Annotated in this window: 7 protein-coding genes and 1 tRNA gene; 5 read left to right on the forward strand and 3 right to left on the reverse strand. The window is 69.9% G+C overall.

Annotation, left to right across the window (positions count from 1 at the left end; all coding sequences use genetic code 11):
* Positions 1-205 precede the first annotated feature (205 nt).
* Entirely contained in the window at positions 206-1,945 is a 1,740-nt protein-coding gene (ctaD, locus tag ACYVE9_RS06055; protein ID WP_461026676.1) for an aa3-type cytochrome oxidase subunit I, read from the reverse strand.
* A 406-nt stretch (positions 1,946-2,351) separates the two neighbouring features.
* On the opposite strand from ctaD, the gene ACYVE9_RS06060 reads away from it, so the two are divergent.
* Positions 2,352-3,470, forward strand: a complete 1,119-nt coding sequence (locus ACYVE9_RS06060) for a GH12 family glycosyl hydrolase domain-containing protein (RefSeq protein ID WP_461026677.1) — start codon at positions 2,352-2,354, stop codon at positions 3,468-3,470.
* 86 nt (positions 3,471-3,556) lie between these two features.
* Here ACYVE9_RS06060 and ACYVE9_RS06065 read toward each other — a convergent pair whose 3' ends face one another.
* Positions 3,557-5,932 carry an excinuclease ABC subunit UvrA gene (locus ACYVE9_RS06065; protein ID WP_461026678.1) on the reverse strand — a complete coding sequence of 792 codons (2,376 nt, stop codon included), beginning with the start codon at positions 5,930-5,932 and terminating at the stop codon, positions 3,557-3,559.
* Positions 5,933-6,628: 696 nt separating this feature from the next.
* On the opposite strand from ACYVE9_RS06065, the gene ACYVE9_RS06070 reads away from it, so the two are divergent.
* The 3 genes from ACYVE9_RS06070 (at position 6,629) to ACYVE9_RS06080 (ending at position 11,188) form a co-directional block, all read left to right on the forward strand.
* Entirely contained in the window at positions 6,629-7,474 is an 846-nt protein-coding gene (locus ACYVE9_RS06070; RefSeq protein WP_461026679.1) for a glucose 1-dehydrogenase, read from the forward strand.
* A 394-nt stretch (positions 7,475-7,868) separates the two neighbouring features.
* Positions 7,869-9,110 (forward strand): ATP-grasp domain-containing protein, encoded by a 1,242-nt coding sequence (locus tag ACYVE9_RS06075; protein ID WP_461026680.1) that lies wholly within the window; start codon positions 7,869-7,871, stop codon positions 9,108-9,110.
* 41 nt (positions 9,111-9,151) lie between these two features.
* Entirely contained in the window at positions 9,152-11,188 is a 2,037-nt protein-coding gene (locus ACYVE9_RS06080) for a hypothetical protein (protein ID WP_461026681.1), read from the forward strand.
* A gap of 418 nt (positions 11,189-11,606) precedes the next feature.
* Here ACYVE9_RS06080 and ACYVE9_RS06085 read toward each other — a convergent pair.
* A tRNA-Pro gene (locus ACYVE9_RS06085) sits at positions 11,607-11,680 on the reverse strand.
* A 159-nt stretch (positions 11,681-11,839) separates the two neighbouring features.
* Here ACYVE9_RS06085 and ACYVE9_RS06090 point away from each other — a divergent pair.
* Positions 11,840-13,174 carry an NAD(P)/FAD-dependent oxidoreductase gene (locus ACYVE9_RS06090; protein WP_461026682.1) on the forward strand — a complete coding sequence of 445 codons (1,335 nt, stop codon included), beginning with the start codon at positions 11,840-11,842 and terminating at the stop codon, positions 13,172-13,174.
* Position 13,175: the final 1 nt, after the last annotated feature.

Consider the following 13,175-nt stretch of genomic DNA (forward strand, 5'->3'; position numbering starts at 1 on the left):
CGACCGGGCGGCTGCTGCGAACGGACGTGGCCCGTCACGCGTGCCCGCGCAGGAGTGCTCCAACCCCCCGGCGCCGAACCGGATCGGTGCCGGGGCGAGCCGCGGCCCGTGCCCGGGTGTCGCGGCCGGCCGGCGGTCAGGACCGTCGACGAGGGACCCTTCCGCTGGCGAGGGACCCCTTCCGCGCGGTCGCAGGCTTCCGCGCTCAGCGGTCGGTGCCGCCGCCGTCCTCCAGCGGGTCGGCCACGCCCTTGCCGGGCTCGACGGCGTCCTTCCGGTCGGCGTTCTGGGCCCGGTCCATGGCGGAGACCTGCGGGTGGTGGAGGTCGAAGGCGGGGGAGTCGGACCGGATGCGCGGCAGGGCGTGGAAGTTGTGCCGCGGCGGCGGGCAGGACGTCGCCCACTCCAGCGAGCGGCCGTACCCCCACGGGTCGTCCACGGTGACCTTCTCCCCGACCCTGGCCGTCTTCCAGACGTTGTACAGGAACGGCAGCGTCGACAGCCCGAGCAGGAAGGCCCCGATCGACGAGAGCGTGTTGAGCGCGGTGAATCCGTCCGCGTCCAGGTAGTCGGCGTACCGGCGGGGCATGCCTTCCGCCCCGAGCCAGTGCTGTACCAGGAACGTCATGTGGAAGCCGACAAAGAGCGTCCAGAAATGGATCTTGCCGAGCCGTTCGTCCAGCATCAGGCCGGTCATCTTCGGCCACCAGAAGTGGAAACCGCCGAACATCGCGAACACGATGGTGCCGAACAGCACGTAGTGGAAGTGCGCGACGACGAAGTAGCTGTCGTGCGTGTGCCAGTCCAGCGGCGGCGACGCCAGGACGATTCCCGTCAGGCCGCCGAAGAGGAACGTGACGAGAAAACCGACGGCCCACAGCATCGGCGTCTCGAACGACAGCGATCCCGTCCACATCGTCCCGATCCAGTTGAAGAACTTCACACCGGTGGGAACGGCGATGAGGAACGACATGAAGGAGAAGAACGGCAGCAGGACCGCGCCGGTGGCGAACATGTGGTGCGCCCAGACCGTCACGGAGAGACCGGTAATGGCGATCGTGGCGCCCACCAGGCCGATGTAGCCGAAGATCGGCTTCCGGGAGAACACCGGAATGATCTCGGTGATCATGCCGAAGAACGGCAGCGCGAGAATGTAGACCTCGGGATGGCCGAAGAACCAGAACAGGTGCTGCCAGAGCAGCGCGCCGCCGTTCTCCGGAGCGAAGATCTGCGACCCGAACCGTCGGTCGGCCTCAAGGGCGAGCAGCGCCGCCGCCAGCACCGGGAAGGCGAGCAGCACCAGCACGGAGGTGAGGAGCACGTTCCAGGTGAAGATGGGCATGCGGAACATCGTCATACCGGGCGCGCGCATGCAGACGATCGTGGTGATGAAGTTGACCGCGCCCAGGATCGTGCCGAACCCGGACAGCGCCAGGCCCATGATCCACATGTCCGCGCCGAGTCCGGGGCTGTGTACCTCCCGGCTGAGCGGCGTGTAGGCCGTCCACCCGAAGTCCGGGGGCCCGTCGGCGGTCAGCAGGCTTCCGGCCACGATCAGTCCGCCGAAGAGGAAGAGCCAGTACGACAGCATGTTGAGGCGGGGGAAGGCCACATCGGGTGAGCCGATCTGCAACGGCATGACGGCGTTGGCGAATCCGGCGAACGTCGGGGTGGCGAAGAGCAGCAGCATCACCGTGCCGTGCATGGTGAACGACTGGTTGTACTGGGTGGTCGTGATCATCTGAAGGCCGGGTCGGGCGAGTTCCGCCCGGATGAGCAGGGCCGCGACACCGCCGAACAGGAAGAACGCGAACGACGTCACCAGGTAGAGATTGCCGATCTTCTTGTGATCGGTGGTCGTCAACCAGTCGACCGTCATCCGGCCCGGGCTGCGCCGACCTGCCGAGGGGGAGTCCTCTGACGGTGCGGTCTCAGTCGTCACCATGGAGCAGTTCCTCGCAGCAGGCGGCCCAGTCGGGCTGCGATGTACCCCGCGGCCTCGACGACAAACACGACTTTCCGCCGTCCGGGTGAGGCGACTGCCCATCGGTCCCTCGGGGCTGACGGTCCGACAACCGACGCCGGACGGTGCCGCGTTGTGCCCCTCGGTGATCCGGGCCTGTCGCCGGCGTCCTCGGCGGGGAACGCCGACGGGCGAGCCGGCGGCCCGCCCCGGGAAGGGCGTCGCCGAGGTCCGTGCGGGCCGTGGCGTTCCCGACGGGGCAGCGGGCGCACCGCACTCTGCGCGCTCCCTTGTCACGGCACGCGGTTGCTCCTAGAGTCCGCCGACAAGCGCATGGGAGCGCTCCCATTGGGTCCTTCGCCCCACCGCTCCCGCTGAAGGGGACACCATGACGACACGCTTACGCTCCGCCGGGCTGGCGCTGCTGGCCGTGCTGGGCACGCTGACCGGCTTGCTGGTGACCGCCGCACCGGCCCAGGCCGACGTCCTGCTCTGCGACCAGTACGGCACCACCACGATCCAGGACCGCTACGTGGTGCAGAACAACCGCTGGGGCACCGGCGCCGCCCAGTGCGTCAACGCGACGGACACCGGATTCGAACTCACCCGCGCCGACGGCTCCGTGCCGACGGACGGCGCTCCCAAGTCGTACCCGTCGGTCTTCAACGGGTGCCACTACACCAAGTGCTCCCCGGGCACGAACCTGCCCCGGCAGGTGAGCGCGATCGGCAGCGCGCCCACCAGCATCTCCTACGACTACGTGGACAACGCGGTCTACAACGCCGCCTACGACATCTGGCTGGACCCGACGCCCCGCACGGACGGGGTCAACCGGACCGAGATCATGATCTGGTTCCACCGCGTGGGGCCGGTCCAGCCCATCGGTTCACCCGTCGGCACCGTGCAGGTCGGCGGTCGCAGCTGGCAGGTGTGGACCGGCAGCAACGGTCTGAACGACGTCATCTCCTTCCTCGCGCCCTCGGCGATCAGCAGCTGGAGCTTCGACGTCATGGACTTCGTCGACGAGACGGTCCGCCGGGGCATGGCCGGCGAGAACTGGTACCTCACCAGCGTCCAGGCCGGGTTCGAGCCCTGGCAGGGCGGCGCCGGTCTGGCGGTCGACTCCTTCACCTCGGCGGTGCACGCCGGAGGCGGCGAGGACGAGGAGCCGCCGCCCACCGAACCCGCCGCCTGCCGGGTCGACTACACCGCCCAGGTGTGGCCGGGCGGCTTCACGGCGAACGCCACCGTCACCAACACCGGAGGCACCCCGATCGACGGCTGGGAGCTGGGCTTCACCCTGCCGGGCGGCCAAACCGTCGGCCACACCTGGAACGCGACACTCACCCCGTCCAGCGGCGCGGTGACGGCTCGCGACGCCGGCTCGAACGCCCGGATTCCGGCGAACGGCGGCACGCAGTCGTTCGGCTTCCAGGGCTCGTACACGGGGGCCTTCGAGGAGCCGCGGGCCTTCCACCTCAACGGCGTCCCCTGCACGGTGACGTGATCTGACGGCGCCGTCCGCCCCTCCGCCCCGGCCGGGACGCCGGCGCGGAGGGCCGGCCGGAACCGCCCGGGCCGTGCGAGACGCGGTCAGGCGCCGACGTAGGCCGCCAGGTGCTCGCCGGTGAGAGTGGAACGAGCGGCGACAAGATCGGCGGGTGTGCCCTCGAAGACGACCCGGCCGCCGTCGTGGCCGGCCCCCGGACCGAGGTCGATGATCCAGTCGGCGTGCGCCATGACGGCCTGGTGGTGCTCCACCACGATCACCGACTTGCCCGAGTCGACCAGCCGGTCGAGCAGGCCCAGCAACTGCTCCACGTCGGCGAGGTGCAGACCGGTGGTCGGCTCGTCCAACACGTACACGGGTCGGTCACCGCCCTTCTCCGCCATGCGGGTGGCCAGCTTCAGGCGCTGCCGCTCGCCGCCGGACAGCGTGGTGAGCGGCTGGCCGAGGCTCAGGTAGCCGAGCCCCACGTCCTCGAGCCGTTCGAGGACCCGGTGTGCGGCGGGCGTGCGCGCCTCACCTGCGGCGAAGAACTCCCTCGCCTCGGTAACCGGCATCGCGAGCACCTCGCTGATGTCGCGGCCACCGAGACGGTGCTCCAGCACCGAAGCCTGGAACCGCCTCCCCTCGCACTCCTCGCAGGGAACGGCGAGACCGGCCATCATCGCCAGGTCGGTGTAGACCACTCCGGCGCCGTTGCAGTGGGGGCAGGCGCCCTCGGAGTTGGCGCTGAACAGCGCCGGCTTCACCCCATTGGCCTTCGCGAACGCCTTGCGCACCGGGTCGAGCAGCCCGGTGTACGTCGCCGGGTTGCTCCGCCTGGAACCGCGGATCGCGCTCTGGTCGATCGACACCACACTCCCGCCCCCGGCGGCCCCGTCCTGCCGACCCAGCGACCCGTGCACGAGCGAGCTCTTGCCCGAGCCGGCGACACCGGTGACGACCACCAGCACCCCGAGCGGGATGTCGACGTCCACGTCCCGCAGGTTGTGCGCCGTCGCGCCCCGGACCTTCAGCGCCCCGTCGGGCGTCCGCACCGACTCCTTGAGGGACGCCCGGTCGTCGAAATGGCGGCCGGTCAGGGTGCCGCCGGCCCGCAGGCCCTCGACGCTGCCCTCGAAGCACACCGTGCCGCCCGCGGTACCGGCACCGGGACCGAGATCGACGACGTGGTCGGCGATCGCGATCGTCTCCGGCTTGTGCTCCACGACGAGCACCGTGTTGCCCTTGTCCCGGAGCCGCAGCAGCAGGTCGTTCATGCGCTGGATGTCGTGCGGGTGCAGGCCGATCGTCGGCTCGTCGAAGACGTAGGTGACGTCGGTGAGTGAGGAGCCGAGATGGCGGACCATCTTGACGCGCTGCGCCTCACCGCCCGAGAGAGTGCCCGACGGCCGGTCCAGGGACAGGTAGCCGAGCCCGATCTCGACGAACGACTCCAGGCTCTGCCGCAGGGTCGTCAGCAGCGGCGCCACCGTGGCGTAGCGCTTGCCCGGCGAGCCGGAGGAGGCCTTCTCGAGGCCGCGCACCCACTCGGCCAGGTCGTTGATCTGCATCGCGCAGGCGTCGGCGATGTTGACGCCGTCGATCCGCGACGACCGGGCCGCCTCACTGAGCCGGCTGCCGTCGCACTCGGGGCAGGTGGTGAAGGTGACCGCCCGGTCCACGAACTCCCGGATGTGGGGCTGCATCGCCTCCCGGTCCTTGGCGAGGAACGACTTGCGGATCTTCGGGATCAGCCCTTCGTAGGTGAGGTTGACGCCGTTGACCTTCACCTTGGTCGGCTCGTGGTGGAGGAAGTCCTCCATCTCCCGCTTCGTGAAGTCGCGGATGGGCTTCTCCGGGTCGAGGAAGCCCGACTCGGCGTAGAGCCGCACGGTCCACCAGCTGTCCGACTTCCAGCCGGGAATGGTGAACGCGCCCTCCGCGATCGACCTGGAGTCGTCGAACAGCTGGGTGAGGTCGATGTCGGACACCGTGCCCCGGCCCTCGCAGCGGGTGCACATGCCGCCGGTCCGGGTGAAGGTCTGCTTCTCGGTCTTGCGGGACCCGCGTTCGACGGTGATCGCGCCGCTGGCCCGGATCGAGGCGACGTTGAAGGAGAAGGCGTGCGGGGAGCCGACGTGGGGCTGCCCGAGGCGGCTGAAGAGGATGCGCAGCATCGCGTTGGCGTCGGTGGCGGTGCCGACCGTGGAGCGGGGGTCGGCGCCCATCCGCTGCTGGTCGACGATGATCGCCGTCGTCAGCCCGTCCAGTACGTCGACCTCCGGACGCGCCAGCGTCGGCATGAAGCCCTGGACGAAGGCGCTGTAGGTCTCGTTGATCATCCGTTGGGACTCCGCCGCGATGGTGTTGAACACCAGGGAGCTCTTGCCCGAGCCGGAGACGCCCGTGAACACCGTCAGGCGCCGCTTGGGGATCTCGACGCTGACGTCCTTGAGGTTGTTCTCGCGCGCGCCGTGCACGCGGATCAGGCCGTGGCTGTCGGCAACGTGCGGCGCGGGCGAGTGCGGCCCCGCTTGCGCGGTCTCCGTGGTGGTCGCCCGGCGCGCCCCGACGGGCTCCCCGCGGTGTTCCGGCCCTCCGGCGTCGGTGCCGGCCCGGCAGTGCCGGCGTCACCTGACTGCGACGACGGCCCGGGCGGCGCGACGAATCGTGAGCGCCGGACGGCCCGGCGCGGCTCCTGGGGCCACGCTATGCGCCACCCGACTGCCGCGCTTCTCGATTCCTGACCGTCCGGGCAACCGCTCCTCGGCCCGAACCGCGAGGAGCCGTGAGGCGAGGTGCAGGAGCACCACGGACCACGGACGGTCAGGGCCGCGGACAGCCAGGGGCCGCAAGTGGGTGCCTGCCGTGGCTGGTACTCGCCGCGGAGCTGCGGCGGGCGGTTGCGGCGCTCGGCGGGCACTCCCTACCTACCGGGAACTGGCGAAACGTGCCCACTACTCCCGCCACCCGCCCCGGGGCAGGCCACGACGCGGACCGATCCGAGGGACGTGGTGCCGACGCGTGCATGAGTTCGGCGCGGAGGGAAACGCGTCGCATGGCTGCGCGTGGGTCCGTGCGCAGAGGACACACGACGCGCTCGCGGCCTGTGGAGGAGCCCGGCCGGACTGTCCGCACACCCGCGCCCCTCGCCACCGAAAGCACCGGGAGGTCTTGTGAGCAGCAACCCCGCGAACCCCACCACCGACGACCACCGCACGACCGACACGTTCACCATGGAGCCGTCCGAACGGCGGTTGCTGGAGGGCCGCAAGGCCCTGGTGACCGGCGCGGATTCCGGCATCGGCAAGGGAACCGCCTACCGGCTCGCCGCGCACGGCGCCGCCGTGGCGATCACGCACCTGGGTGACTCCGATGTCGCCGACACGATGGCCCGGGAGATCCAGGACGCGGGCGGCAAGGCGATCACCGCGCCCCTGGACGTCACCAGCGAGCACCAGGTGCGGAACGCGTTCGCCCAGGCCGCCGAGGCGTTCGACGGACTCGACCTGCTGGTCAACAACGCCGGGATCGAGCACCCGTTCCGGCTGGTGGACATGGAACTGGAGTCGTGGCGGCAGGTCATCGACGTCAACCTCACCGGCACGTTCCTGTGCTCCCGCGAGGCCGCGCGGATCATGCTGGATCGCGGCTCCCGCGGCGCGATCATCAACATCAGCAGCGTGCACGAGAAGATCCCCTGGAAGCAGTACTCCCACTACTGCGCCTCGAAGGGCGGGCAGCGCATGTTCGCCCAGAGCATCGCCCGCGAACTCGCCCCGCACGGTGTCCGGGTACTGTCCGTGGCGCCCGGAGCCGTCGAGACCCCGATCAACGCGGAGGTGCTCGCCGACCCGCAGCAGCGCAAGGCGGTCGACGACCAGATCCCCTGGGGGCGGTGGGGCAAGGTGTCGGACGTCGCCGGTGTGGTGGCGTTCCTCGCCTCCGACCAGGCGGACTACATCGTCGGCTCCACCGTGTTCGTCGACGGCGGCATGACGCTCTACCCGGAGTTCGAGTAGCCCAGGCCCGCCCGGCGGTGTCGACCGAGTTGTCCAGCGCCCCTCGGCGGCGGGCGCAGGCGAAGCGAACGGCCCGGGCCGCCTGCTGTTTCTCCCTCGCGACCGGCCTCCTGCCCCCGACCGTGATCACCGGAGGGTCGGGGGGTATGTCGCCTTCGTGGCGCCTCCCCTCCCGCACGTGACTTCCCTCCCGCACGTGACGCTCGGCGTCCCCACCCTTCGCGGGCTCCCGCCCGCCACGTCTCCGCCGTCAGCCCGGGCAGGAGGCAGTCGTGCCCGCGCGAGGGCGCCGTCCGCCCCTGCGCGCGGGAGTGCGGCGTTTGCGCGGCAGACCACCGGGTAGGCGCAGCCACTCACGCCGTCAATGAGCGCACCGCCGAAGGAGAAACGGTCTATGCCGCAGCGCGAACCGGTCACCAGGAACCCGGACAAGGGCTATGTAGCGCTTCTTGGTTGGAGCCTCAACGCGGTGGAAGCCCTTGACCGGTTCGACCGGCGCTACGTCGTTGTGGCGCCGGAGTGGGCCGAGGAGTACTGCATCGAGCACGACATCCCCTACGTACCGTGGAACTTCGAACGGCTCAACGACCGTTCCATGGAGATCGCCGAGACCTTGAAGAACGAGGGTGTCGACGTCGCGATCCCGCTGTTCGAGGAAACGGTCGAATGGGCGGGGGCGATCAACTCCGTCCTGATGGACAACCCGCGTCTGTACGGTCAGGCCATGCTGCTGCGGGACAAGGCGCTGATGAAGCGCCGCGCGCAACTCGGCGGCATCCGGGTCGGGATCTTCGAGGAAGCCCATGACCGGGACGACGTGATCCGCTTCCTCAAGCGTGTCAACCAGACCCTGCTCAAGCTGGACGGCGACCCGAACGACCCGATCCATCTCAAGGCGTTCGACAAGGCGGGGTGCCTCGGGCACCGCGTCATCCGCACCCCTGACGAGGTCGACACGATCCCGGACGAGGAATTCCCGATCCTCATGGAATCCCACCTCGACGGCTGGGAGTTCGCGGTCGAGGCGTGGGTGCACAACGGAAAGATCAAGTTCCTCAACATCTCCGAATACGTCACGCTGGGATATTCGGTGTTCGTACCGGCGACCCCGGAACTGGAACGGTACCGCCCGCAGATCACAGCCCAGATCGAGAAGCTCATCAAGACATTCGACATCGAGTTCGGCTTCGTGCACCCCGAGTACTTCGTCACCAGTGACGGCGAGATGTACTTCGGCGAGGTCGCCTACCGGCCGCCGGGCTTCAAGGTGTTCGAGCTGCTGGAGCGGGCCTACGGGTTCAACGCCTACCATGGACTGGTGCTGGCCTTCGACCCGAAGACGACCGAGGAGGAGATCGACGCCTTCTTCCCGCGCGAGGTCGTCGACGCGTCCGGGGTCGCCGGCTGCTTCGGCGTCTACCCGCGCCGCCGCGTCGTCAACAGTCTGGAGATCCCGGAGGAGACCGAGGACGACGACTACTACGAGTCGCACGACCTCTCGACGCCGCTCGAGGAGACTGTGACCAAGAGGACCGCGTTCGGCACACACTGGGGTCTGGTGTACTTCTTCGGTGACGACCCCTACCGGATGCGGGACCTGCTGAAGAAGCAGGAAGAGCTCGACTTCTACGTCTGATCGACCCCGTGGACGCAGGAGACCAACCCGAGGGAAACCCTTTGAAACCGACCGTCGACGCCAGCGGTGAGGCCACGACGCTGGACAAGCGTGTGACCTCACTCGACGACGCCATCCAGGCAATGGCCGAAACCCGCGACTTCGGCAAGCACACGAAGCTGCGGCGGGTCCTGGAAGCACTGCGGCGGGTGCTCCTGCAGCCGGGCGGCGCCGCGGCGGTCCAGGCCAGGGCACAGGCGCTCGAGGAAGCCGGACTCTTCCAGGGCACGGACTGGGCGTCCCCGGAGATCCTCATCCCGTCGCTGGTCAAGCCGGGCCTGCACAGCGGGGACGCGGACACCGTGGTCATGGAGGCCACCAGCGAGCTGCGGATACTCGCTGTCGCCCGCGGTGACTTCACGCACCCGACGTTGCCCGCCGAGGACGCCCGCAAGTTCCTGTCCCAGGTACTGGCGACGAACCTGGAGCTGCTGTTCACCCCGCCCAGCGAGGCGGAGCGAACCCAGCAGGGCCGGACCGCACAGCTCATCCGGGACCTGTTCCGCCACCTCGCCGACGAGATCGGTTACGACAGCGTCCTGGACAACCTGGTCGACGAGATCTGGCGGATCCTGCGCCAGCGTCCGATCCAGGTCGAGGCGGTGCAGTCCCTGATCACCCGGATCGCGGCCTACCGCGACGACCCGGACGTCGCTCTCGGAGTGTCGTCAGGGCAGGGCATCGACCGGCTCATCACGAGCCTGTTCGGGACCACCGAGGCGTGCCGGGAGGACCCGGGCATCGACGTCTTCCGCTCCCGGCTCGAGGTGATGGACGCAGGCGGCCTGCAGTACGAGGCGACGGGGTTCGCGCGGGCGATGCACGACACCGGCCTGGTGTCGCCGTACCACGCGGAACTGCTCCGCTTCCTCCTGCGCGAGAGCGACTACCTCATCGGTGAGGCGCTGGGGCTGTCCGACACCGGCCGCAACTGCCTCATGCGCTACAGCCAACTGGTGCGCCGGCTGATCGAGGTGGCCGTGCACCCGCAGACCGCGCAGAGCATCTACGGGCTGGCGCTGCTGCTCGACCGCGGCATCCTCTACGAGCCGCCGGTGGTGCCCGCGCTGTGGCGCCAGCTGGCGCTTGAACTCTCCCCGGCCGCGCGGGAGCGGCTGACGACGGTTTTCGGCGATGTGCCGGGGCCGCAGGCGCGGCTGGTCGCGGGGGTGCTCTCGATGCTGGGCCAGCCGCTCGGCGTCGGCCAGGGCGACAACCCGACCTGCCAGTCGGCGCGCGCGCTGTCGATGTGGTCCTACAACGACCCGGACTACCTGCTGCAGATGGTGGTCTGGGCGGCCCGTGACGACGAGGTCCTCATGCACTTCGAGGGGCAGCCGATCTCGTCGAAGGACAGTGCGACCGGAGTCGCGAGCACGCTCCCGATGGACCTGGACCCCGTGTCGCTGCTCGTGGTACCCCACCTGGACCGGATCTACGGCGAGATGGGGCGGCGCTGCGCGACGCGTCCGGGGGACCCGCACCGGTGGGTCAACCCCGAGTTCCACGGCTGGTGGGCGGCCCGCGGGTTCCACATCAACGTCGACGTCGCCACCGGCAACCTGGTCGACCTCGACGAGTTCCTGCGGCAGTTCCACGCCAGCTACCACCCCTTCTACAACGGCGAGCAGCCGCTGATCCATCCGCAGCCGGCCGGCGTCGCCGTCACCGACAGTGCGGCCCGCTACGTCGGCTGGCACGCGATCACGATCCTGCGGGTCGCGCCGGACCCCCAGGACATCATGCGGGTGTACTTCTTCAACCCGAACAACGACAGCGGCCAGGACTGGGGTGACGGCGTCGTCGTCTCCACCGCGGGCAACGGCGAACGGTTCGGCGAGGCCTCACTGCCGTTCGACCAGTTCGCCTCGCGGCTCTACATCTTCCACGCCGACCCGCTCGAGCTCGGCGAACCGGAGCGGGTGCCCGCCGAGGACATCGCGCGGATCATCGGCTACATCGAGCGCAGCTGGGGCAACGACCGGCTGCCCGCGGGAACGCTGCAAGCTTACGAAGGGCCCACAAGCCTGGGGGTTTGACGCGTCACCGGAGGTCCTGGCGGTCGCACGGACAGCAGCCTCGAGGCGCCCGCGCGGTTCGTGCAACCATGGCCGCCGGCCCAGAAGAGGGGCTCGGGCTCGGCTGCGCGGCGCTCGAGCGAGGGGTGGCATCAGCACCACCCCCTTCCACCGGCCTACGGCCCGCTGCTCGGCCTGGTCGCCGACTAGCTGTACGCCGTCGAGGTCGTCGTGGTCGACCGTACGGGAGCCGCCCGAGCCGTGGTCACCACGCGCGCAAACCGTCCGATCCGGCCCACGGCCTCTGGTGGGCCGGATCAGACGGCGGCGGAGGCAACTTCGGCGTCGTCACCCGGCCGTAGTCGCTCACTTGGTCGCGCAAACAGCTCAGGGGCTGTCTCCCGTGTGGAGAGACAGCCCCTGAGCTGCTGTTGCACCGTCGGGACGACAGGATTTGAACCTGCGACCCCTTGACCCCCAGTCAAGTGCGCTACCAAGCTGCGCCACGTCCCGATGCATTGCGGCCCTGGGCTGGGCCCTGGCCGCGCCTGCACGAGAACAATACCGCACTCAGCGGAGTGCCCGCGCACCCCTCCTGTCGGGGGGTTTCGGCAGGCGGGCGAGGGTTACGCGGGTGGGACCGACCGTGATTCCGATGTCTTGGAGGCACACGTGAGCCGGTCCCGGATTGTGATCGTCGGCGCGGGGTTCGCCGGCTACCAGGCTGCCCGGAAGCTGTCGCGTTCGTTCCGCGACGCCACCGAGGTGGTGCTGATCAACCCCAACGACTACTTCCTCTACCTGCCGCTGCTGCCGGAGGTGGCGGCCGGCGTGCTGGAGCCGCGCCGGGTCACCGTCTCGCTGGCCGGCACGCTGCCCAAGGTGCGGCTGGTGCCGGGTGAGGTGCACGGAGTGGACCTCGACGCCCGGGAGGTCTCCTACACGGACTCGGAGGGTCGTACCGGGCGCATCGACTACGACCGGCTGGTCCTCACGGTGGGCAGCGTCAACAAGCTGTTGCCCATCCCGGGTGTGGCCGAGCACGCGCGGGGCTTCCGGGGCATTCCGGAGGCGCTCTACCTGCGGGACCACATCAACCGCCAGATGGCGCTGGCCGCGGCTTCGGAGGACCCTGTCGAGCGGGAGGCGCGCTGCACCTTCGTGGTGGTGGGTGCCGGGTACACGGGCACGGAGGTGGCCGCGCAGGGGGCGCTGCTGACGCGCGCGCTGGCCAAGCAGTACCGCAGGGTGCCGAAGCCGCGCTGGATGCTGCTCGACCTCGCTCCGCGGATCCTCCCGGAACTGGACCGCCGGCTGTCGCGGACGGCGGAGAAGGTGCTGGGCAAGCGCGGGGTGGAGATCCGCACGGAGACCTCGGTCAAGGAGGCCACGAAGGACGGCGTGCTGCTCGACGACGGTACGACCGTCGACACCCGGTCGCTGATCTGGTGCGTCGGTGCCCGCCCGGACCCGCTGGTGGAGGACCTCGGCCTGCCGACGGAGAAGGGGCGGCTGTGCGTCGACGAGTACCTGACGGTGCCGGGCCACCCGGAGGTGGTGGCCTGCGGTGACGCCGCCGCGGTGCCGGATCTGACCCAGCCCGGGGAGTACACGGCGATGACGGCCCAGCACGCCTCACGGCAGGGGCGGACGGCGGCCAGGAACGTCGCGGCCTCGCTGGGCAAGGGCACCCGGCAGCCCTACAAGCACCACGACCTGGGCTTCGCGGTGGACCTGGGCGGCCTGAGTGCCGCGGCGAACCCGTTGCAGGTGCCGCTGTCAGGGCTGCCTGCCAGCCTTGTCACCAAGGGGTACCACCTGGCGTCGCTGCCGGGGAACCGGGTGCGGGTGCTGGCGGACTGGCTGCTGAACGCGGTGCAGCGGCGCCAGGCGGTGCAGCTCGGCCTGGTGCGGGAGGGCTCGGTGCCGCTGGACACCCAGTCCCCGGAGACGGCGCGCGTGCCCGCCGCCAGCAGCGGCGAGGGTGACGGCGAAGCGAGGCGGTGAC

This window comes from Streptomyces sparsus (assembly GCF_054776295.1).